The sequence below is a fragment of the Desulfosporosinus cupriresistens genome (assembly GCF_001707885.1).
In the GTDB taxonomy this organism is placed as follows: domain Bacteria; phylum Bacillota; class Desulfitobacteriia; order Desulfitobacteriales; family Desulfitobacteriaceae; genus Desulfosporosinus.
The window spans coordinates 21,622-43,606 of record NZ_MASS01000032.1 but is presented as its reverse complement, the minus strand read 5'-3'; the positions used below and the strand labels follow the sequence as shown (position 1 = coordinate 43,606).

Sequence of the window (21,985 nt, the reverse complement as noted above, 5' to 3'; positions counted from 1 at the left end):
TCATGAAAAGTGAGAACATAGCTCTAGATGAAGGAGCTGGAGAACGTCTACAAAAAGTGCTTGCCCAGGCTGGAGTGGCCTCTCGTCGACATGCGGAACGACTTATTATAGATGGTCGAGTGACAGTCAATGGAGAAAAAATTTTAGCATTAGGGACCAAGGTCAGAATTCAAGACTATATTGAAGTGGATGGGCACCCGGTTCAGCGATCCGAGAGGTTGTACTATTATTTATTTAATAAACCAATAAGCGTTATTACCAGTGCTAGTGATCCGCAAGGGCGTCCCACCGTGGTTGATTTAATGAAAGATGCTCCGGTACGGGTATATCCTGTCGGAAGATTGGATTACGATACATCGGGCTTATTAGTGCTTACTAACGATGGTGAATTAGCTCATCGCTTAATGCATCCCTCGTATGGAGTCGAGAAAACGTACCGGGTTTGGGTACAGGGCTCGGTTAGTATTAATGCGCTCGAAGAGTTACGGAAAGGAGTACTTCTTGAAGATGGTAACACCGCTCCCGCTAAAGTTAAGCGCCTGAGCGGTGTTGCAAAGGAAACAAAGGTAAATTCTAAGGAAGGGCAGTTAGAAATCTTAGAAGTGACAATTCATGAAGGTCGAAATCGCCAAATCCGACGGATGTTTGCTGCCCTAGGATATTTAGTGGTTAAGCTTGAACGGGTTAGTTTTGGACCGTTAACCCTCGAGAAGACGCTCCAGTTAGGGAATTACCGGGCACTTACTGTTAAAGAAGTGAAGGAATTGCGTTCCCAAGTAGGGCTATGAAGGAAATTTGAATCTAACCAATTGGGTAAATAGGATGCTCGATTTCAGTATTCCATTTTTCAATATCTCTACCGCCAAAGGCACGTAAGGCGTTTGCCACAGAATTTATTTTTTCGTGGCTTGTTTGGATCAGTACAAGCCAATGACCTGTACGCACTTCATGTTCATAATGCCGTGCCCGGATTTCAGAAAGTCCATAAGTGAGAAGCACCTCAACAAGTCCACGGTCCTGAGGTTGGTGCATAAGTTGACTTGCCAAAGGGCCGGCGACAACCACTTCACCTAGGTTGGGTACGTTGAACGGTGGAGCTTGAACTAACCAAGCATTAAATTTGTCTAAGTTGATTTCACTGGGGTAATAAGCTAATTCATTGGCAATTTCTTCACGGAATTCGCCTTGATGGAGGTATTCAACTCTAACCATGACGGATATCTTGCTATTTGCCAAGGATTCACCTTGAATTTCCTCGATTGCCTCTTTTGTTTGCTGAGGACCTTTGAAAATTGCGATCGCTGTTTTTCTCATTTCGTTTATCCTCCTTTAATAATTATGTTAGTATAACCTTCGGCATTTTTTTTAGTATGTCCACAAATTACAACCCTAAATTCAAGACTTGCAGGAGAAAATCAAACGGATGGAGAATATTTTTATGATGTAATAGAAAGATATAAAAGCTTTAAAATAGAGAAACGGAGATATGGAAGATGAAAATTCGGATTGGGAATGAGCTCCTAACGGAACATATTCGTGTGCGAATTCGCTTGGACTATCGGGGTGAATCGCGAAGCGGACGCTTTTTCTTTGGGAGCAAAAGTAAAGAACAAATAGCGGAAACGATGAGAGAACAACAGGTTGCCTTGTTGCGTAATGTTCCACTGCAAGGAATTTTTATTGAAGATGTCGATTTGAGTCTTGAAGTCTATACGGTGAGTCAAGAGGATGGGAGACGTAATCATGAGGCTGCCTATGCGCCTATTATATTGACCCTCCGTATTGAAAATCTCGATGATCTGCTTCCCCTCTTGATTAAACCTGAATTTCGTAAAATCGAGTTCTTAAGCCCCGAGAATATCTCCCTTCACCGCTTGGACATGGAACGACTGCTTTTTAGATTAAGTCAATCGTTTCAGCATGAGACAAAATTGCTGGAACAGAAATATTCACGTTAGTCAATTGCCTAGATAAGTTGCAGAAAACAGATTACAAAAATAAACAGCGAAGAAGCCTTCTGAAGGGCTTCTTCGCTGTTTATTTACCTGAGGTACATATATTCGACTGAAAATAACAAATTTAGTGTTATTATATAGTATTTCTTTTCACAATACGATTTACATATTGAAATTTTCGCAACATTAGATTAATATATGTGTAGTGGTCTGACCGCTATACTATCAGTTGGTTTGGTTGTCCATCTTTGCTTGAGAAAAGCAAAAAGGGGGGTGAGATGCAAAGACCTGAATAAGGTCGAGGAGAGAGGGTAAAGATATAAAAATACTTAAGGAAAGGTGGAATTATTAATGCCATGGACACAAAACTATGCCGCACTTGGAAATAGTATTGGACTTACAGCACTCGCGGTATCCCTTCCTATCTTTTATCTGTTTTGGGCACTAACTATCAAACGAATGAAAGGTCATATCGCTGGGAGTACCACGCTCTTATTCACAATTGTTGATGTAATGCTTGTTTACAAGATGCCACTAGGGACTGCACTTTCTGCAAGTGCTCTCGGTATCCTAAATGGACTATTCCCTATTGCCTGGATTATTGTAACGGCCGTTTTTCTGTATAACTTGACAGTCGAAGCTGGCCAGTTTGAAATTATTAAAAGTTCGATTGCCTCCTTGTCTAGTGATCGCCGTCTTCAAGCTCTGCTCATTGCATTTTCATTTGGTGCGTTTTTAGAGGGAGCTGCAGGATTTGGTACTCCCGTTGCAATTTCTGGCGCGATCCTGATTGGTCTGGGTTTTGAACCCCTCTATGCGGCAGGACTTTGTTTAATTGCCAACACGGCACCAGTTGCCTTCGGTGGGATCGGTGTTCCGATTATTACCGCAGGTGCAGTGACCGGGGTTAATGCTAGCATCATCTCCGCTGCCGTAGGACGTCAACTTCCATTCCTTTCGGTCTTCGTTCCTTTATATTTGATTATTCTTATGGCTGGTTGGAAAGGTGCTAAAGAAGTACTTCCTGCTATTGCTGTTTCAGGTGTTTCCTTTGCGGTTGCACAGTGGTGGTCTTCTAATTTCCTCGGACCTTTACTCCCGGATATCATTGCTTCCTTGTTTTCACTAATTTCCACAGTTATCTTGCTCAAAGTCTGGAAACCTAAGAACATCTGGCGTTTCCCTAGTGAGAGCGGTGAAAAGGTCGCCGAGTTTAAAACGTATACTACCAGTCAGATTATTAAAGCATGGTCTCCATTTGCAGTACTCACGGTGATGGTAGGTATTTGGGGAACAAGTTCCTTTAAAGATCTTATCGGTAAAAACCTCAAATGGTTCGTAAACATCCCTCACTGGCCTGGTCTGGATGGCCTGGTTTTGAAAACCATGCCAATCGTCAGCAAACCAACAGTCTACGGGGCTGGTTACAAGTGGGATTTCTTTGCAGCCGCTGGGACAGCAATCCTCATTACAAGTCTTATCACCATGTTGATTCTCGGCATTAGTCCGGCAAGAGGTGCTAAAGTAGCTGGGTCAACGGTGAAAACTCTCGTCTATCCTATCATTACCATTGGTTCGGTGTTAGGTTTTGCATACATTGCTAACTACTCTGGCCTCTCTTATACCCTGGGTCTTTTGTTTGCCCAAACAGGTCATGCTTTCCCATTCTTCGCACCGGTCCTCGGTTGGCTCGGCGTATTCTTAACGGGTTCTGATACATCTGCGAACGCACTGTTTGGTCAATTGCAGCAAGTTACCGCTCAGCAAATCGGCGTTAATCCTGTTCTGACCATTGCGGCTAATAGCTCCGGTGGTGTTGTAGGAAAAATGATTTCGCCACAATCTATTGCTGTGGCTGCAGCAGCAACTGGTTTAGTTGGCAAAGAGTCTGACCTCTTCCGTTTCACACTTAAACATTCACTCTTCCTGCTGTTGATTATCTGCGCTATGACGTATCTTCAAGCATATGTGCTTCAAGGAATGATCCCGACGATTGCAGGCATAATGCCGACGATTGCCTCGCTCATTCATTAAACTAGATTGTAGTAGTTCCTAAGAGCAAAATCAAAGTGGGAAGCGGTTACATTTTACCCTTCCCACTTTGCTCTTTGTTCATTTACAAAGAGAATTTAATTTAGATATTGAAATTTTAGTAAAATTGAATTAATATATGGTTAGGCGGTCTGACAGTCAGATCACAAATGCGGATGTTTTATTAGGGGGGAAAAAAATGTTAGCTAGTGAAGTGTTGCAAGAACTTGTTGGAGTGCTCGGTCGTGAAAATGTCCTCACCGAACAAGAAGATTTATTGACCTATGCCTATGACGCAACTGCAGCGATGAAACATCATAAGCCGGATGTTGTGGTTTCGCCCCTTTCTACCGAACAGGTGGCAGAGATCGTAAAAATTGCCGTACGCTATAAAGTTCCCATTTATCCTCGTGGTTCTGGAACGAATCTCAGTGGGGGAACCATTCCCACTGAAGGTGGCATCGTGCTATCAATGCTCAATCTAAATAACATTCTGGAATTAGATCAGGACAATTTAACGGCGACGGTTCAACCGGGTGTGATTATCCAGGCGCTGAATGATGAAGCTGGAAAGCACGGTTTAATATATCCTCCGGATCCCGGTACTGTTACGACCGCGACGATGGGCGGCTCGGTATCCGAATGTTCGGGAGGACTGCGTGGTCTGAAATACGGTGTGACTAAGCATTATATCATGGGTTTGACAATAGTTTTGGCCAATGGGGATATCATCCGTTGGGGAGGAAAAACAGTTAAAAACGTCTCTGGGTATGATTTAGTAGCCCTCTTTACTGGGGCCGAAGGAACCTTGGGGATTATTACTGAAATAATTGTCAAATTGATCCCAGCGCCTGAAGCGCGAAAAAGTATCTTGGCGGTTTTTGATGATCTAGATAAGGCTGGTAACGCCATTGCAGCCATTATTCGCAATAAGATTATTCCGGCTACGCTAGAGATTATGGATAAGGATACTATTCAGACTGTAGAGAACTTTGTGCATGCGGGACTTCCGCTCGAAGCCGAAGCTGTCCTCTTATGTGAGGTCGATGGGTATAAAGAAGTTGTAGAACGCGAAGCTGTTTTGGTGGAGAAGATTTTAAAGGAAGAAGGGGCTACTCAGGTAAAAATAGCTAGAGACGATAAAGAACGCGATCTGCTGTGGTTAGCTCGTCGTAGTGCTCTTCCTGCTCTCGCTCAAAAAAGGCCCACAACAGTACTTGAAGATGCGACTGTTCCTAGAAGCAAGATACCAGACATGCTTAAAGCGATTCGTAAGATTGCCTTAAAGTATAATCTGCAAATAGCTACGTTTGGGCATGCCGGAGACGGGAACTTACACCCCACGATTTTGACAGATGAACGAGATTTAGAAGAAATGAAACGAGTCCACTTAGCAGTTGACGAAATTTTCCAAGTGGCTATTTCTTTAGGGGGAACCCTTTCTGGTGAACACGGGATCGGAATCGCCAAAATGAAATTTCTTGATATGGAATTCGGAGAAGCCGGTGTAGCGGCATTGCGGCGTATTAAAGAAGCCCTGGATCCAAACTATGTGTTGAACCCTGGGAAGATAGTAAGGAGGGACTAATCGTGTCCGTATATAATTCGCTGGATTCGATTACCGAAGAACTCCATAAATGTATGAAATGTGGAAACTGTCAGGCTGTCTGTCCTATTTACAAAGAAACACGCCAAGAGGTTGGTGTGGCAAGAGGAAAGATAAGTTTAGCGGAGTTCATTCTCTCGGGGGAAATAGAGATGACTGCGGGAATGGCCGATCGTTTTTCTCTTTGTACTACCTGTATGGCTTGTAATACGAATTGCCCCTGCGGAGTGCGGTTTGATAAAATTATCCTTGCAGCGAGAGCAGAGGCTGTAAGAAAACAAGGGGTGCACTCGGTCAAAAAGATTGCCTTCACTGCTTTGAAGATGCAGAGGATGTTTGACTTTGGGATGAAGGCAGGAAGTATTTTTCAAGGTGTAGGCTTAAAGCGAATTCCGAATAAACACAGTCGTATGGCTCGGATGCGCGTTGATATCGGGATTGGCAAAGAAAAAGTGTTCCCAATGTTGGCCGGAAAGACCTTGCGCTCTGAGTTTCCCGAAGTGATTAAAGTTAAAAATCCAAAAATGAGAGTAGCTCTCTTCACGGGCTGTATGATCAACTATTTCTACACGGATATGGGAAGAGCAGTCGTTGAGGTGCTTGCCGAACAAGATATTGAGGTTGTCATACCAAAGGGTCAAGGATGCTGTGGTATCCCTGCCTCAGTTAATGGAGATGTTGTCTCAGCTCGTGTTATGGCTAAACGTAATTTGCGGGCATTTGAGAAGTTAGGTGCAGATGCGTTAGTTGTCGCTTGTTCATCTTGTGGTACCGCCTGGAAGCATGTCTTTGGAGAGTTGCTGGAGAATGATCCGGAATTTAAAGGGTTGGCAGATAAATGGGCTGGAAAATCCTACGATATTTCGGAGTTTTTGATTCACAAAGTTCCCTTCAAAAAAGAGGGTTTAGGCCGAGTAGCGCGTAAAGTAACGTATCATGATCCTTGCCACTTAAACCGTGGACAGGGGATTTACAAAGAACCACGTGAAATCCTCAAAAGCATTCCTGGTGTGGAATTGATTGAAATGAAAGAGCCTGGCCGTTGTTGTGGTATGGCAGGATCATTCAGCCTAGTACACCCAGATCTCTCTGTACTGATTTCCGACCGTAAAACTGCAGATATTGCCCAAACTCACACGGATACTGTGGCAACGGGCTGTCCGGCTTGCCGCTTGCAGCTGCAAAGTGGTGTTGAAAATGCAGGCTTAGACGAGGAAGTGTTACACGCCGTTCAAATTTTAGCCGAATCTTATCGGGCAGGTAAGAAATAACGAAAGTGTTTTGCACTTCTTAACATGGAGATGCTTAGTAAAATAAGTATTTTCCATGTTTTTTTCAAAAAGATATTAGGTTTTAACTATGTGATATGTTACACTAAAGAAGTAGCTTGAATTTTGCCACAATCCCTTATTGGTTATGGGAAAGTGGATCATGGAGAGTTCTTCCTTGAGCAGGGGTTCAGAAGGAGTGACATAAAGTGATGTTAAAGCCCATTAAGACCCAGAAGATTTATGAGAAGATTGTTGATCAAATAGGTCAACTCGTTGCTGAAGGCCACTTGAAACCTGGTGACCGTTTACCGTCGGAGCGCGAATTAGTTGAGCGCTTTCAAGTCAGTCGTGCATCGATTCGAGAAGCGATTAGTGCCCTGGAGATGATGGGGCTGATCGAAGTTCGTTCTGGTGAAGGAACATATATTAGAGTTGTTAACATTGATTCAGTTGTTGCCCCACTGGCCTGGATGTTGTTTATTGAAAAAGATACAGATCTGGAACTTTATGAGGCTCGTAAGATATTGGAGGTTCAGGCGGCTGGGTTAGCAGCAGAGAGAGCAGAAGAAGATGAGATCAATGAGATGTTTGAGGCCTTAGAAATTATGAGAATCGATCTCGAACATCATCGTTTGGGTGAAGAAGCGGATCATCACTTTCATTATGCTATTGCCAGGGCCACCCATAATAAGATCCTGTTTCGTTTGATGAACACCATCTCAGACACTATGCGGAAGACTTTGCAATCCAGTCGCAGCAAGCTTTATGAAGACCATAGCACGCCCGAAAAATTATATGAAGAGCACTATCTTCTTTATGAAGCGATTAAAAATCATGATGTGGTAAGAGCTCAGAAGCTTATGTTGGAACACTTAGTCGGTGTTGAGAATTATCTGGCGAAATATATGCTTTCGGACGTTGAATAAAAGAGGCGGGAAACACAAACATTGAGTGTGTGTTCCCCGCCTCTTTTAGGTTAGAAAGGAATTTGAAGATTAAAAGCGAATAATCCTGTAAGAAGTAAATGATAGTGAGGGTACGAGCATGAGCTGTCAAATGGTATACCATAACGGGAATTGTCTAAATACAAAAAAGCCATATGCCCGCGCTTGTCGATTATGTGTAGAGAGTTGTCCTCATCAAGCCATCTCAGAATACCGGCAGTTGGAAGCCAAGCTTTGCACAGAGTGTGGGGTATGTATGGCTGTGTGCCCAAGCGACGGCTTCGTGGATCGGACGATCGATAAATTCCATGAGTATCTCTTAGAGGCCAAAGAAATCATTTTAAATTGTCCTCAGGCAATTCCTAGTGGATTTGAGATTCCATGTTTAGGGATACTGGACCGAGATGCTTGGATGACACTTATCCTTTTGGCTAACGAAACACCCGTAACGATCATTACGGGTGTTTGCGCCGAGTGTGAAGACCGTCAAGCTTGTGCAGCCAGTGTTCAGACTTTTAAGCAGGTTCATGTAGATTGGCCAGACCATGCAGCTGTTCGTATTCAAGTTCGAGCTGATGATGAAATCAGAACGAAAGCCGCTGAAGAGCCTAAGTTCGTTGCCCAACGTTCAGAACTGACTGATTGGCGACAAAGAGGCCGGAAGAAATTAGAGGAATGGCTGCCTAGCTTGTCTGCCGATGAGACATACTCTACCCCGCGATCTCGTCAGTGGCTCATTCAAGCTTTAGAGAAAACCCCAGAACGAAAAATCCCCTTTCGGGCTTTAACTGTGGCTGATTCGTGTACTAGTTGTGGGGTATGCACAGCAATTTGCCCACAGGGCGCGTTACAAAAACGTGAAGAAATGAATCCAATGGAAGAAACTGATAAAGAGGATAAGATATTATCGCTGCGTCTTATTCTGGAACCTCAGAAATGTGTTCATTGTGGTCGATGTGTGGAAGTTTGTCGATCACAGGCTTTGTCGTTTTGCACTAAACAATTGTCGTTTCGTCTTCTGACCGGAAAGATATTATTACACGAAGGAAGCCCACGGTATTGCACTCGGTGTGGCAAAAGAATTTTTGATAATTCAGAGTTATGTCTGGTCTGTTCGACCAGTTGTCCGGATAGTCGCAATTCCTTTTTTCTTTAGAGGACCTTCCCAACCACAGCGACGAAATAGATAAGGGGCTCCAAAGGATGTCCATAACCCGCCTATGATGAGGACTGGGAGATAGATCCAGAAATAGCGTTCGGTTAGGGAGTGCCAAAGCCAGACCCAAAGTCCAAGTAGAGTAAGACCAACGAATGTTTTCAAGAGTGATGGAGCAAATCGTGTGCGTTCCTGATAATCCAGGAAAGTATCCTCTAAAAAATATCCGTTTGTGAATCCGATGACAAAGCCAATCATTTGACACCCTTCACGGGTATGGTAAACAAGTAAAAAAAGCAGAGGGAAGCCAGTGGATAGGAGGAGTTTGGAAAATAGTGAAATGGAGAGTTTGAACAAGACCTTATCAAGTCGTTCAAACCCAAAGACAATTAAGGCACCGAATAAATACCCACCTAGGATATCTCCTGGCCAGTGTACACCCAGGTAAAGTCTCGAAAAGCCAATGCCTAGGATCATAAAAATTCCTATTCCTCGCCAAACTTTCTGTCGTCGCCAACGCTGCCATACATAGGGGTAAAAGGTCGCCGCCCCTTGACTATGACCGCTGGGAAATGAATTTCCAGTAGCAGACGACAGATAGATGGAACGGACACCCGGTTGGCCAATCGGCCGTTGGGTGTGAAATATGGTTTTTAACAAGCCATTAAAAGTCATGGATGTCAGGAATAACACGGCTAGCCTGAAGCCGAAATGTTTATCTACATTCCAAAAAATAACCGCAAGTAAAAGAATATAGGTTGGTTCACTTCCTAAAAAGCTAAGTAGAATAAAAAAAACATCAAGAAATGAGTTGTGAATGGATTGAATCACCTGATAGAAGGCTAACATATTTTATTGCCTAGGCTCAGGCATGGTGGCAACCACACCCGCAGTGAGCACTGTGTTCATGCGTCGTTTTCTTCGGTTCTCGCAGAAGTTGATCAGTTAAATGGGATACGTGAGAAATGGGCTGTTGTTGAATTTCTTTGGCTAAGGCTACAACTTCCTTGATTTCCTCTGGGCTTAAGCCTACCTTTATGGCTTCAGAGACAGCAAGACGGAGAGCAGCTAGGGCATTACACGCCACTGCAGCGGAAATCTGTGTCACAATGAGTGTGCGCTGGTCAAGACTCAAGAAGCATTCCTCCTTATAATTCAATTACTCTGTTGAGGGATATATTGACAATATTAGCACAGATGAGTTACAAGGGCAAAGGGGGAGGAAGTTTCTTAGCATCCTACGCCGGTAGGTATTCCTTTAGGGATCACGGCTTCGGCGATAGTCTCCACTGGAGACTATCGTGTTCGCACACGCTGCATTGCTATTCGCTTGACGCAATTCCGCTAAAGTGCTCTCTAAGCTAAGAAACTTCCTCTGGTTGGGGTCGACGAGGGGGAATAGCGCTTGGGGACGGTTCTGACTTGCATTCCGGATTCGTGATTCTGTTTGCGTTCCTTGACGCAAACGCGATTTGCATGCTCACAAAGGTAAGAACTATCTGACTTGGGTTGACGGGGTGAGGGAGTATCTTGGGCAGGTGCATACGCGCCATTACACCACTCTTTCACTTTTAGCGTGTGGTATGTTAGTATATTTATTGAGGTGGTAAGAATTAAAAAATCTTTAATGCTAAAAGCAATCATATACATATTATTTAGTTTAGGAGCCATAATTACTATATTTATTCTTCACGAAAGTATTGATGATAAATTTGCTTTTAAATTTGTAATAGGTTATTTGAGTATTGTTTCTTTATCAGCTCTTTATTTTTTGTTCATTGCCATTCTTAATATAAGAAAATTAAAATGGGTAGAAATGAGAAAAAGATTGTTAAAGTTTATTGGTATGTTTGCTTCTTCCAGTGTTTTGATCATAGTTTTGGATTATTTTTTTAGACCATCTAAAATTGATTTTATTAGAGTACTTTCTATATCTTTAGGTTCTTCTTTTGGAATGTCTTTTTATGACTTGAAGAAACGTTAAATTATGACGTGCGTAAAATTCATACTATATATAGTTCAAGGTCTTGTTGGAGGGCTTTAGGTTCAAACTGTGTCCGTGGCTAGCTTTGGCTGCCTGATAGACCTAAGAGAAAGGAATAAACTAATGAACGAGTATCAGGTTATTGTAGTTGGCGGAGGAGCGGCTGGAATGATGGCTGCTGGACAGGCTGCCAAAGGTGGAGCAAAGGTGCTATTACTTGAGAAGAAAGAACGCCTGGGTAGGAAAATAGCTATCTCAGGCAAAGGACGTTGTAATATTACCAATGAAGAAAATGTTTCGGATTTTATGAGCCACTATCCTGGAAATGGCCGCTTCTTACATAGCATTTTGAGGGATTTTGATAACGTTGCCTTACGGGATTTTTTGGCTAGCTACGGAATCGAGACAAAAGTTGAACGGGGAGGACGAGTTTTCCCTGTCTCTGATGATGCCGAAAAAGTGGTAGAAGCCTTGGCGAGCTTTCTTAAAGACAAAGGAGTGGAGATACGATCTGGCATTGCTGTGGAAGAAATTTTGGTTGAAAATGGACATGTCATGGGGGTACGAGTGGCAGGCCAAAAGCCACTATTGGCAGCTGCTGTCATCGTATGTACCGGAGGTTCCTCTTACCCAGCGACTGGGTCAAACGGGGATGGGTTTCGGTTTGCTCGAAAACTTGGGCATCGTGTGATTACACCACGACCGGCTTTGGTCCCCCTCAAAGCTCCCGAAGAATGGGTGAAGGAGCTACAGGGACTTGCCCTGCGAAATGTCGAGGCCTCATTGTGGATCAACGGAAAGAAGAGAACGACAGAGTTTGGGGAAATGCTGTTTACGCATTTTGGAGTATCCGGACCGATAATTTTAACGTTAAGCCGTCAGGCTGGGGATGCGCTTCGTGAAGGACAACAAGTCAAGTTGCAAATTAATTTGAAGCCTGCTCTGACGCAAGAACAATTGGACGCCCGAGTTCAACGGGATTTCCAGAAGTATAGTAATAAGCAGTTCAAAAATGCTTTGGATGACCTTTTACCGCAAAGCCTAATACCAGTCATGATCCGTTTAAGCGGGATCAACCCGGAAAGAGTAGTACATCAAATTAATCGTGAAGAACGAAAACGCTTGGTAGGATTGTTGCAAGGATTACCGCTGACGATCACAGACACCCTTTCAATAGAAACTGCGATTGTAACGGCCGGGGGTGTTGATGTTAAGGAAATTAACCCAAAAACAATGGCTTCAAAATGTGTAGAAGGGCTATATTGGGCTGGCGAGGTAGTTGATGTCGATGGGATAACGGGCGGGTATAACCTGCAGGCTGCTTTTGCAATGGGATACCGAGCAGGACGGGCAGCTTGCGATCGCGCTTTCTCTCAGTGGTCTGATTAATCCACCTCCTGCATAAACTCTTTTCGAGGTGGTTTGCGTGCGTCGTAGAGAGAGTGTATTAGAATGGATGTGGAACACAGTACAGCGGGGGGAACGCCGGATCATCAGGGTAATGGTTCTGGCATCGGTATTACTTATAGTAATGCAGCTAAGTGCGGTAAGGGATCCGCTTCAATTCTATATGGCGGTGGCGTCAAAGGTCGAAGCACCACCATTGGAATTGCCTTCTCTTGCAAAATTGGTCAAGACCTGGCAAGTGACTTTAAAAGCGACACCCCCCGCTCCGATTCTTGTGATTCAAAACGGGCAAGTTATTGCTAGTTTAGCAAAAGGGGAACAGCAAATAATGGTTCAATCCGGTCAAATTCAGTTGGACGGGATAGGCGTGTCTCAGACAGTAAGGGTTCAGGTCTTAAAAAAAGATTCCCAATTGCTTGAACCCCGTCAGAATCAGACAGTGGTATTGCAGGGTGATATTCAAAACTTGACAGTGAGGCCGTAGTGTTGCAAATGACGTGTTGGCGTACTATAATTGCAGCAACTAGAGTTTTTTCTTTATTTACCAACTGGAATGCATTTTATTCCTGTAGGTGAGAAAAGGAGGGTAGTACGGTAGGGCGGAAAAAGCGAACCTTTAAATCACAATTTTTTAAAAGAGGGCTTGTACGAAACATAATTGTAGGATTGAAGAACGGTGAGACGGTTTTCTGAAAAAACGAAGGCACCTGAAAGGTGTCTTTTTATTAGTGACACTTGGCCATACGGCATCTAGCCATCCTGCAAGAAGGCTAATACGTGCGAAGACAGTGTCTTCGGGCGATGCTCTAATCTCGAACGTTCTGTTCGACTCCTTGGCCAGCGGGTCAGTGTAAATTTAAGGGAAAGGAAGAGCATGATGAAGGCACAGAGTAAGAAAATTGCACTCGCTGCATTAAAGATGTCTATGACAGAGAGTCGTGAAGAAGAAACTCATTTAAAAGAGTCATATTTACGTCTGGGAATCAAAACTGCCGCGGTAGACTACGGTGGTGAGTACATCAGTTCAGTCCGCAAGATTGTAGAACGCGCCATAGTAGCCGCTAAACGCGAAGGAGCTATTCAAGAGACACATGGGGATGAAGGTGCAGTAGCTGGTGCTACTCGCGAGGCTTTAAGCCAAATTATGAGCAAAGCCATTGGTTTGAATATTGGCGGAAAGATTGGAATCGCTCGTCAAGATGATCATTTAAGCGTGGCAATCTTTTTTGGTATCGGGTTATTACATTTGGATGAGGTAGCAGTGGGATTAGGACATCGCGTTGCTCCCAAAGAATAAGGGAGGTAGAGCATGGTACGAGGAATTAGAGGTGCGACGACAGTAGATCGCAATGATGCCGAGGAAATTCGGGAAGCGACCCAAGAACTTTTGCAAATGATGCTAGCAGAAAATCAGCTTTGCACAGAAGACCTAGTTAGTGCCATTTTTACCGTTACATCTGATCTAAATGCTGATTTTCCTGCGTCTAGCGCACGTGGCATAGGTTGGCAGCTGGTACCGCTACTTTGTGCGACAGAAATCCCGGTGCCTGGTTCACTCTCACACTGCATTAGAGTGTTATTACACGTTAATACTACGCGAAGTCAAAGGGAAATTCGGCATATCTTTTTACGCAATGCCGTTTTTTTACGCAAAGATCTTATTGATGCTGATAATTAAGAAGGATGACAGTGGGATTTAATCTTGTTAAAGGGGTTGTGAGGATAGCCCTTTCTGTGGTAAGATGGTTTAAATTTAGAATTTTAACTTAGTCATATATTGAAAAGCTTTGTTTGGCAAAGCTTATGTAGGATGGTACCTTTAATTTTTAGTGGGTGCTTCGTGGAGAAGGACTTGCCTAAGTTAAGTAGGATAGTAGGACGGGAGCGATTAAGAGTTATGGCGCCCTCTATTCAGGGCGTCTTTTTGTATAACTTTTTTATTAAAGTCGTTAAACTGAAGTAGGGAAGGATTAAAAATGTAATTTAGAGACAAGAGGACGGTTCTCCTGTCTCAAGTTAGACTGGAGAATCGTCCCCTTGTCTTTACCTAGAAAAAGCTGAGACAAGGTAGTCAAAATTATGCAGTATGGTAGAAAAACCCATGAGACTCAAGCGCTGTATATTTTAGAAACTAGTACAAATAATGTAGTATGGTAGAAAGGGGTCGGAGAGAATGATTATTGTTTTGAAAATGGGTTCGACGGCGGAGCAAATTGAAGAGGTTTCCACACGGTTAACAGAAGGGGGCTTCAAAGTGCATCTCTCCCAAGGTGTGGAGAAAACGATCATGGGGGCAATTGGAGATCGCCAGCGGATTGAAGCTCTTGATTTAGAAGCATTACCTTGGGTGGAAAAAGTAGTGCCTATTTTGGCACCATATAAATTAGTCAGTCGTGAGTTTCACCCTGAAGATACTATTATCCGTGTTGGAGGACTAGAGATTGGAGGTAATACGGTCCACGTTATGGCAGGACCTTGTGCTGTGGAAAGTAGAGCACAGATCTTGGAATCTGCTCATGCTGTGCGCGCGGCTGGGGCAACCTTTTTACGAGGTGGTGCCTTCAAACCGCGTACTTCTCCCTATTCTTTTCAAGGATTAGAGGAAGAAGGATTGCGCTATTTGGCTGAAGCTCGCGATGAGACGGGACTGATGGTGATTACAGAGGTAATTGACGCCAAGGACGTTTCTTTGGTAGCGGAGTATGCGGATATTCTCCAAATCGGTGCTCGGAACATGCAAAACTTTGTTCTGCTCAAAGAAGTGGCCAAATGTGGAAAACCTGTCCTCCTCAAAAGAGGGCCGTCTGCAACCTTAGAGGAATGGATGATGGCAGCAGAATATATTATGGCCGGAGGAAATTACCAAGTAATGTTCTGTGAACGGGGCATTCGAACCTTTGAAAGTTATACGCGAAATACGCTTGATTTGAGCATGGTTCCTGCTCTGCATTCCCTTTCTCACTTACCGGTCATTATTGACCCAAGTCATGGAACCGGGCGGTGGCAACTAGTACATCCTATGGCGAAAGCAGCTTTAGCTGCAGGAGCTGATGGTTTGATTGTTGAAGTTCACCCACATCCGGAAAAGGCTGTCTCTGACGGAAAACAGTCCTTAACACCTGAAAAGTTCCGAAGTATGATGGATGATTTGGCTAGGCTTACTTCCGCACTAGATCGCAGATTGGGGGAAGTGAGTTCGTGTTAGATAGTCCAGAGGTGATTTTAACGCCGGGATGGTCAGGCCTTCGTATTCCGAAGGCCTGCATCTTCGGCTTAGGGCTGATCGGCGGGTCTTGGGCAGGTGCTTTACATCGGATTGGATGGGAAGTTTTTGCCGTCGACCCGGAGGAGGCCAGTATCGATGAAGCTGTACGTAGGGGATGGATCCAGGCAGGTTGGACGGAAATGCCACATTTTCTGGAAGTTGATTTGGTCGTCTTAGCTCTTCCACTTCAGGATTTAGCAAAAGGGTATGACCAATTAGTAGGCAGAATTCCTAGGGGGTCAATCGTTACCGATGTTGGCAGCATAAAGATGGAGATTTGCCATAAATCGCGAATAAATGCTCAAAATGGCTCTTGCGACTTCCACTTCGTGGGTGGTCACCCTATGACAGGCTCGGAACAGTCCGGGTTTGGAGTCGCAGATCCCGGACTTTTTATGGGGTATCCCTATGTTTTAACCCCTGAAGTCGATTGCCCGCAACAGGTGGTTCAAAAGCTGGTTGGAATTGTTCAAGAGTTTGGAGCCAAAGTAGTGTTTCGAGAGGCAAGGGAGCATGATGCAGAAGTAGCCATGGTTAGTCACATTCCCCATTTATTAGCCGTGGCGCTAACCTTAGCTACGCAGGATGCTTCCAAGGAGCAGGGATCGGCCCTGGAGTTAGCTGGACGGAGTTTCCGAGATCTGACGCGTATTGCAGACAGTTCTCCAGAGATGTGGAAGGAAGTTCTGCTGAGGAATGCACCAGCGATTCTTGATGGGCTTACCCTTTGGGAGAAAAGAATAAAAGAGTTGCGGGAATGCATTCAGCAGAGAGCTGGAGAGGATATTGCTGAAGCGTTCCGAAAGGCCCATGAGGTCCGGAAATTTATCAATTAAGTAAACGGTAGAAACAGTGAATCAACTAATCGATTAATGATTGATAACTAAGGAGGTTAATATCTATGGGAGGCGTGTTTATAAAGCCGGTCTCCAGTGTGCAAGGAGAAATCCGAGTTCCGGGTGATAAATCCATTTCCCATCGGGCAGCGCTCTTAGGCGGGATGGCTCATGGAGAAACTCATGTCTCGAATTTCTTATTAGGCCAGGACTGTTTAAGTACGCTTCAGTGTTTAAAACAACTGGGGGTCGCTTGGCAGAGACAAGGGACGGAGGTTTGGATTCGTGGCGAAGGTATGGAAGCTTGGCAGGAGCCAACGGATGTACTTGATGCTGGTAATTCGGGGACAACTTCGCGGCTGATGTTGGGTGTGTTGGCTGGTAGCCCTTTTTCTGTAACCTTTACTGGAGACGAGTCTCTTCGATCTCGTCCTATGCGGCGGGTCACCGATCCTCTCAAGCGGATGGGCGCTCAATTTATGGGACGTCTTGGCGGTAATCAATTCCCCTTGACGATGAGTGGTGGTCAGTTACAAGGACAAACCTTTCGAACTGCTGTAGCCTCGGCACAAGTAAAATCAGCGATAATCCTAGCAGGGCTGAGAGCAAGTGGAGAAACGAAAGTTGAGGAGCCGGCTCTTTCTAGAGATCATACAGAACGTATGCTCAGAGGGTTTGGAGTTGAAGTGCTCAGCCATAAGACCGTGGTAAGAGTTCACGGTGGTGGCAGTCTTACAGGTCAAGATGTTTCTGTTCCAGGTGACATTTCATCGGCGGCTTTTTTCCTCGTCTTAGGAAGTTTGGTTAGACGTGGAGAAATTATCTTACCGAATGTCGGTGTGAACCCAACACGTACGGGAATATTGGACGCGCTCAAAGGCATGGGCGCGGATATCGAGCTGATTGATGTTTCGGAAGTCTGTGGTGAGCCGAGGGCAACGTTACGTGTTCGCCCTGCGCGACTTAAAGGAATCGAAATCGGAGGAGACATGATTCCGCGCTTGATTGATGAAATCCCAATTTTGGCTGTGGCTGCAAGCCTAGCCGAAGGAGAAACGGTCATTCGGGATGCCGCAGAACTTCGAGTCAAAGAAACGGACCGCATCCGTACGGTCGCTGAGGGATTAACCGCTTTGGGAGCCCGGGTAGAGGAACTTCCTGATGGATTACGCATTCAGGGGCAGCCTTCCTTGCACGGTGGACAAGCGAGTAGTCTTGGAGATCATAGGTTAGCTATGGCGTGGGCTATTGCTGGAATGTTATCCAGGGAAGGGATTAGCGTGGAAGATATGGCCGCAGCTGATGTATCGTATCCCAATTTCTTAGCAGTGATCGAGAAGGTAGCTCTATGAATCAAGCAGTATCCCTTGAAATAAGAAAGAGCTTTGCTTATGGTTTGCGCCAATCGTTAACAATAGCAATTGGATATGCTCCAGTGGCGGTGACCTTTGGAATTCTAGCGACTCAGTTCGGCTTAACCTTTTGGGAAGCTGGACTGATGTCTTTCTTTGTTTTTGCAGGTGCGTCACAGTTCATCGCGATTGAAATGCTTCATCAAGGAGCTACCGTCTGGATGATTGGCTTAACCACACTCATTGTCAATATTCGCCATGTGCTGATGAGCGTCTCGGTTGTTCCTTTTTTCCCAACAAGAACTTTGTCTTGGTCTTTAGGCTTGGCCCACGGGCTCACTGATGAAACTTTCGTGCTCAACACGAAAGTTCTCAAGGAGGTAGTCCGAGAAGAAGACCGCCGCCAGGTTATGTTGGGGATTAACCTGGGCGCTTTCGCTTCCTGGTTTGTTTTTACGATTCTTGGTGGTCTGATTGGGAGATGGCTCCCTATTCAATTTTCAGGTTTCCAATTTGCTCTTTTGGCCTTATTTATTATTTTAACGACGACCTCAATAACCAGAAAAAATGCCATGACATATCTTCTAGCTGCACTACTTGCCGTCGTCTTTAAGTTGCTCATCCCTGGAAAGATTTATCTTATCTTAAGTGTGGCATTGGCAGCTGGGACTGGGGCATGGTGGCGTCAAAGAGGACACACACTTTCGATTGCCGGCAAAAGGTCAAACGATAAGCTTAACAAGTAGGGAGAAGAGTTCTATGCCTATCCAATTTTTGGAGACAATTCTATTGATGACTATAGTCACTTATGGCGCACGTGTTTTACCTTTCCTGCTGTTCAAGGGAAAAAATGTCCATGGTTTTATCCGAGATTTTATAGAATTGGTTCCGATTGCCTTACTGGCTGCCTTAGTCATTCCGGAGCTAGTGACACCAGAAGGTTCGATCGTTGTAATCCATAATCCCTATTTATGGGCGGGTCTCTTAACATTTCTTTTTGCTCGATTTGTTCCAAATCTTTTTATGGGAATCGTGTTTGGGATGAGTGTGTTCTGGGGATTGGATAAGTTTCTACACTAGACTAATTAGGCATAAAAGGTTGCGTAAAGTTTAGAGGAGTGTTCAATCCTTAGGACATAGTTAATTCCTTTCAAGTTGACAATAAAGTTATTAAGGATTTTTTTTTTAAAAATGAATCATGAGGAGAAAGTTAGCGTGGAACAGATGGTACCAACAAGAGAAGAAGCCTACGATCTTTTGACTAAGTACAATAAAAATCAGAGCCTGATCATGCATGCTCTGGCTGTCGAAGCCGTTATGCTTCATTTTGCCGATATTCTAGGAGAAGTCGAAAAGGAAAAGTGGGGCATTATCGGGTTGCTCCACGATGTTGACTACGAAATGTATCCTGAACAACACTGCCTAAAGGTTAGGGAAATACTTATAGAACATAACTGGCCCGAGGACTATATCCATGCAGTGGAAAGTCATGGTTGGGGGATATGCTGCAATGTTGAACCTATTCATAGGATGGAGAAGATTTTATACACCATCGATGAACTAACTGGTTTAATTGCGGCTACGGCTCTCTTACGACCAAGCAAGAGCATCCTTGACCTTGAACTTAAATCGGTCAAAAAGAAGTGGAAGCAGAAAAGCTTTGCTGCAGGTGTAAACCGGGAAGTCATTGAGCAAGGGACAAAAATGCTGGGTATGGAACTTGACTATATCATCGGAGAAACAATCAAAGGTATGCAAAATGTAGCCGAAAGTATTGGATTAAAAGGAGAACTTTCCTAAGTCTGTGAGATCTCAATGATTAAAAGAGAAAAGAAGAGAGGTGTTGCGAAACTGAAGTTTCGCAACACCTCTCTTTGCATCAAAGATAATGTTACCCAGCCATATACCGACTTATATATGCCGAAGAAGAATCCGGGATGACCGCTTTTCCGCCTAGAAGGTAGATTCTACGAATCTGACCACTGTTGTCAGCTAAGAAGTTCATCACGCTAGCTTTTGTTAATTGCTTGTCGACTAAGATAATGGGGCTGCCAGTGCGCGCGGCTAGCGCAGATCCAGCGAGGGCATCGGGGAAGTTTTCACCAGTAGCGATTACAAGGGCAGTAACATCGGTGCGTAATCCCCTGGCTACTGCGACACTGGTCTCATACTGATCCATTCCCCAGTAACGTACAAGGCTTTTGTTTTCATCATTGGAGTCCCAATGGGTTGAGACGGCAGTGGTAATGGCATTGGCCACTTCATCATTAATTACCGCTCGTCCTCCTACTAATATAGCATCTGCAATGTCATGCTGTTGGAGTGCAGTAGAAGTGGAGTTAGGCAGTTGGTTATTCTTAGTTAAGAGAATTGGAATATGGTTGTAAGCTGCCCAGGATGAGATAGAAAGTGCATCGGGGAAGTTGTCACCATTAGCAATAACGACTTTTTTAGGAGCCTCAGGGTTGACAGAGTAGTAATAATCGGCAATTTTGGCGGCAGTTTCATATTGATCCCAACCAGCTAGGCGGGTAACATCGCTATACTTCTGTTTCAGTGAATCTTCAATCGTCTCGGAAACAACGGCTTTGCCGCCTACAATAATGATCTTAGTCGGACTAAGCTGCTTTATTTCCGCTTGAATAGCAGGATCGAGTATTTTGTTGTTGGTAAGCAGAATCGGTGCATCGAATTGATGAGCAAGCGTCGCTGCGGCAAGAGCATCAGGGAAATTGATCACCGTAGCTAGGATTACCGTTGAAGAACCATTCGGCCAGCCTTCTTTAGCAATTTCGGCTGCAGTATTGACGGCATCATTGCCTGATACTCGGTTCAGATAGGGCGCAGAAGTTGGATAAAGACTAAGCTGGCCGCTGATGGGTGCATAAGTCCCGTCATAGCCGTCTTCTCCCATCACGTTGACAATACCAACGCCTAATTGGCCTTTAGAATTATCGCCCCAGCCCCAAACACTGCCGAGGGCCCGTCCTAGGGCAAAGCCATAGCCAGCAGAGATGCTGGTGGCTTGTGTGATATTACTAGCCTTTACCGGATAGGCTGTAATAGGTAGGCTGTTAGCTTTTATGCCATTGCCAAGCTGTCCGTAGATGTTGCCTCCTAGGGTCCAAACTGTTCCATCATTGGTTAGAGCCATCGTCAGGTAAGCCCCGGCACTCACTGTCGTCACGTTTTTCAGCGGAGAAATTTGAACTGGTGAGTCGAACCATTGTTGATCATGGCTGCCCAGTTGCAGAAGTTCATTACTGCCCCATCCCCAGATAGTTCCGTCTCCTTTTAAAGCTAAGCTGTGGCTATAACCAGCTGAAACACTGATAACATCAGAGATCCCTTTAATTTGGGTTAAGTTAGTAATGTTTGTGACTTCGCCGTCTTGGTCGTCGATTCCCATAGGAACTTTTTGGGCCCCCCAAGTCCAGACTGTGCCATCGTTTTTGAGAGCCAGACACCAGGCGCTACCGGCAGCTATTTTAACTACCCCGGACAGATTATTGACTATCTGTGGCGTGGCGATTTTGATTGCGTCACTAAAATAATTAATCTGTTTATACTCATTAGCGCCCCAGGCCCACACTTTGCCATCGGAACTTAGAGCTAGGCTGAACTCTAACCCTGCGGCTATAGCCACAATGTTTTGGAGGCCTGCTACTTGTCTGGGAATGGCAATCGGGGAAGCCTGGTCAACGCCAAGTTGATCTGTCTCATTGTTGCCCCAGGCCCAGACGGTCCCGTCAGCTTTCAAGGCCAAAGCATGGACGCCTCCGGCGGAAACTGAAATGACATTGGTAAGATCTTTGACTTGAATCGGAGTGGCGACAGGATTGGTGTCAGCAGCTCCCTGTCCTAATTGGCCTTCGGAATTGTCGCCCCAGGCCCATACATTCCCTTGAGCGTCGACCGCTAAGCCAAAGTTAGCGCCCGCAGCCAGTTGGGAGGAAGCTGCTGCAGGTCTAGCATCCATGGACGCCAACACGGGTGTGGGTCCCCCCAACAGAGGGACTGGAACTATTGTCGAAGCAATAATCATGATTAAAGCTAGAAGTCCTGTTAATCCTGAATATAAAGTTTTCAAGCCAAAAAACTCCTCTCTAATCAATATAATCAATATACAAATTAAATATTAAAAATTTGTGAAGACAAATAGAACTATAACAATAATG

General features: G+C 44.7%; 23 protein-coding genes. 18 read left to right on the top strand and 5 right to left on the bottom strand.

Annotation, left to right across the window (positions count from 1 at the left end):
- The first annotated feature begins 2 nt into the window (after window positions 1-2).
- Window positions 3-788, top strand: a complete 786-nt coding sequence (locus tag DSBG_RS13345) for a pseudouridine synthase (protein ID WP_068964812.1) — start codon at window positions 3-5, stop codon at window positions 786-788.
- A gap of 13 nt (window positions 789-801) precedes the next feature.
- Here the strand turns inward: DSBG_RS13345 and DSBG_RS13340 are convergent, their stop codons facing one another.
- Entirely contained in the window at window positions 802-1,314 is a 513-nt protein-coding gene (locus tag DSBG_RS13340) for a hypothetical protein (protein WP_068964811.1), read from the bottom strand.
- A gap of 179 nt (window positions 1,315-1,493) precedes the next feature.
- Here DSBG_RS13340 and DSBG_RS13335 point away from each other — a divergent pair, with 179 nt between their 5' ends.
- From DSBG_RS13335 to DSBG_RS13310, 6 genes are all read left to right on the top strand, one after another.
- Complete coding sequence (locus tag DSBG_RS13335; RefSeq protein WP_068964810.1) at window positions 1,494-1,958, top strand: hypothetical protein; 465 nt, start codon at window positions 1,494-1,496, stop codon at window positions 1,956-1,958.
- A gap of 348 nt (window positions 1,959-2,306) precedes the next feature.
- Window positions 2,307-3,989: an L-lactate permease gene (locus tag DSBG_RS13330; protein WP_068964809.1), complete on the top strand. Its 1,683-nt coding sequence runs from the start codon at window positions 2,307-2,309 to the stop codon at window positions 3,987-3,989.
- 196 nt (window positions 3,990-4,185) lie between these two features.
- Window positions 4,186-5,574, top strand: a complete 1,389-nt coding sequence (locus tag DSBG_RS13325; protein ID WP_068964808.1) for an FAD-binding oxidoreductase — start codon at window positions 4,186-4,188, stop codon at window positions 5,572-5,574.
- Window positions 5,575-5,576: 2 nt separating this feature from the next.
- Window positions 5,577-6,863 carry a (Fe-S)-binding protein gene (locus DSBG_RS13320; protein ID WP_068964807.1) on the top strand — a complete coding sequence of 429 codons (1,287 nt, stop codon included), beginning with the start codon at window positions 5,577-5,579 and terminating at the stop codon, window positions 6,861-6,863.
- A gap of 206 nt (window positions 6,864-7,069) precedes the next feature.
- The gene (locus DSBG_RS13315; RefSeq protein ID WP_068964806.1) at window positions 7,070-7,789 is read left to right on the top strand and encodes a FadR/GntR family transcriptional regulator; all 720 of its coding nucleotides are present in this window, start codon (window positions 7,070-7,072) and stop codon (window positions 7,787-7,789) included.
- A 118-nt stretch (window positions 7,790-7,907) separates the two neighbouring features.
- Window positions 7,908-8,963 carry a 4Fe-4S binding protein gene (locus DSBG_RS13310; RefSeq protein WP_068964805.1) on the top strand — a complete coding sequence of 352 codons (1,056 nt, stop codon included), beginning with the start codon at window positions 7,908-7,910 and terminating at the stop codon, window positions 8,961-8,963.
- Here DSBG_RS13310 and DSBG_RS13305 read toward each other — a convergent pair.
- The 3 genes from DSBG_RS13305 to DSBG_RS22515 form a co-directional block, all read right to left on the bottom strand.
- Window positions 8,907-9,812, bottom strand: coding sequence for a phosphatase PAP2 family protein (locus DSBG_RS13305; protein WP_068964804.1), 906 nt, complete (start codon window positions 9,810-9,812; stop codon window positions 8,907-8,909). The genes DSBG_RS13310 and DSBG_RS13305 overlap by 57 nt on opposite strands.
- Window positions 9,813-9,828: 16 nt before the next feature.
- Window positions 9,829-10,098 carry a hypothetical protein gene (locus tag DSBG_RS13300; RefSeq protein WP_068964803.1) on the bottom strand — a complete coding sequence of 90 codons (270 nt, stop codon included), beginning with the start codon at window positions 10,096-10,098 and terminating at the stop codon, window positions 9,829-9,831.
- Between the two features lie 123 nt (window positions 10,099-10,221).
- Complete coding sequence (locus DSBG_RS22515) at window positions 10,222-10,428, bottom strand: hypothetical protein (RefSeq protein WP_141694314.1); 207 nt, start codon at window positions 10,426-10,428, stop codon at window positions 10,222-10,224.
- 162 nt (window positions 10,429-10,590) lie between these two features.
- On the opposite strand from DSBG_RS22515, the gene DSBG_RS13295 reads away from it, so the two are divergent.
- From DSBG_RS13295 to DSBG_RS13245, 11 genes are all read left to right on the top strand, one after another.
- On the top strand, window positions 10,591-10,947 hold the full coding sequence (locus tag DSBG_RS13295; RefSeq protein ID WP_083236860.1) for a hypothetical protein: 357 nt from the start codon (window positions 10,591-10,593) through the stop codon (window positions 10,945-10,947).
- Between the two features lie 123 nt (window positions 10,948-11,070).
- A complete protein-coding gene (locus DSBG_RS13290; RefSeq protein ID WP_068964802.1) occupies window positions 11,071-12,336 on the top strand; it encodes a BaiN/RdsA family NAD(P)/FAD-dependent oxidoreductase in 1,266 nt (421 codons plus the stop codon).
- Window positions 12,337-12,373: 37 nt separating this feature from the next.
- The gene (locus tag DSBG_RS13285; protein WP_068964801.1) at window positions 12,374-12,838 is read left to right on the top strand and encodes a hypothetical protein; all 465 of its coding nucleotides are present in this window, start codon (window positions 12,374-12,376) and stop codon (window positions 12,836-12,838) included.
- Window positions 12,839-13,231: 393 nt separating this feature from the next.
- Window positions 13,232-13,651, top strand: a complete 420-nt coding sequence (locus DSBG_RS13280) for a HutP family protein (RefSeq protein WP_009615376.1) — start codon at window positions 13,232-13,234, stop codon at window positions 13,649-13,651.
- 12 nt (window positions 13,652-13,663) lie between these two features.
- Window positions 13,664-14,032 carry a chorismate mutase gene (gene aroH / locus DSBG_RS13275; protein WP_068964800.1) on the top strand — a complete coding sequence of 123 codons (369 nt, stop codon included), beginning with the start codon at window positions 13,664-13,666 and terminating at the stop codon, window positions 14,030-14,032.
- Between the two features lie 495 nt (window positions 14,033-14,527).
- Window positions 14,528-15,559 carry a 3-deoxy-7-phosphoheptulonate synthase gene (gene aroF, locus DSBG_RS13270; RefSeq protein WP_068964799.1) on the top strand — a complete coding sequence of 344 codons (1,032 nt, stop codon included), beginning with the start codon at window positions 14,528-14,530 and terminating at the stop codon, window positions 15,557-15,559.
- Complete coding sequence (locus DSBG_RS13265) at window positions 15,553-16,455, top strand: prephenate dehydrogenase (protein WP_068964798.1); 903 nt, start codon at window positions 15,553-15,555, stop codon at window positions 16,453-16,455. Before aroF ends, DSBG_RS13265 begins: the two co-directional genes overlap by 7 nt.
- A 65-nt stretch (window positions 16,456-16,520) precedes the next feature.
- On the top strand, window positions 16,521-17,807 hold the full coding sequence (aroA, locus tag DSBG_RS13260) for a 3-phosphoshikimate 1-carboxyvinyltransferase (RefSeq protein ID WP_068964797.1): 1,287 nt from the start codon (window positions 16,521-16,523) through the stop codon (window positions 17,805-17,807).
- On the top strand, window positions 17,804-18,553 hold the full coding sequence (locus DSBG_RS13255) for an AzlC family ABC transporter permease (protein WP_068964796.1): 750 nt from the start codon (window positions 17,804-17,806) through the stop codon (window positions 18,551-18,553). The genes aroA and DSBG_RS13255 overlap by 4 nt, the downstream gene beginning before the upstream one ends.
- A 13-nt stretch (window positions 18,554-18,566) precedes the next feature.
- Window positions 18,567-18,887, top strand: coding sequence for an AzlD domain-containing protein (locus tag DSBG_RS13250; protein WP_068964795.1), 321 nt, complete (start codon window positions 18,567-18,569; stop codon window positions 18,885-18,887).
- Window positions 18,888-19,031: 144 nt separating this feature from the next.
- Complete coding sequence (locus tag DSBG_RS13245; protein WP_141694315.1) at window positions 19,032-19,607, top strand: HD domain-containing protein; 576 nt, start codon at window positions 19,032-19,034, stop codon at window positions 19,605-19,607.
- A gap of 91 nt (window positions 19,608-19,698) precedes the next feature.
- Here the strand turns inward: DSBG_RS13245 and DSBG_RS13240 are convergent, their stop codons facing one another.
- On the bottom strand, window positions 19,699-21,897 hold the full coding sequence (locus tag DSBG_RS13240; protein ID WP_083236859.1) for an RCC1 domain-containing protein: 2,199 nt from the start codon (window positions 21,895-21,897) through the stop codon (window positions 19,699-19,701).
- Window positions 21,898-21,985 lie beyond the last annotated feature (88 nt).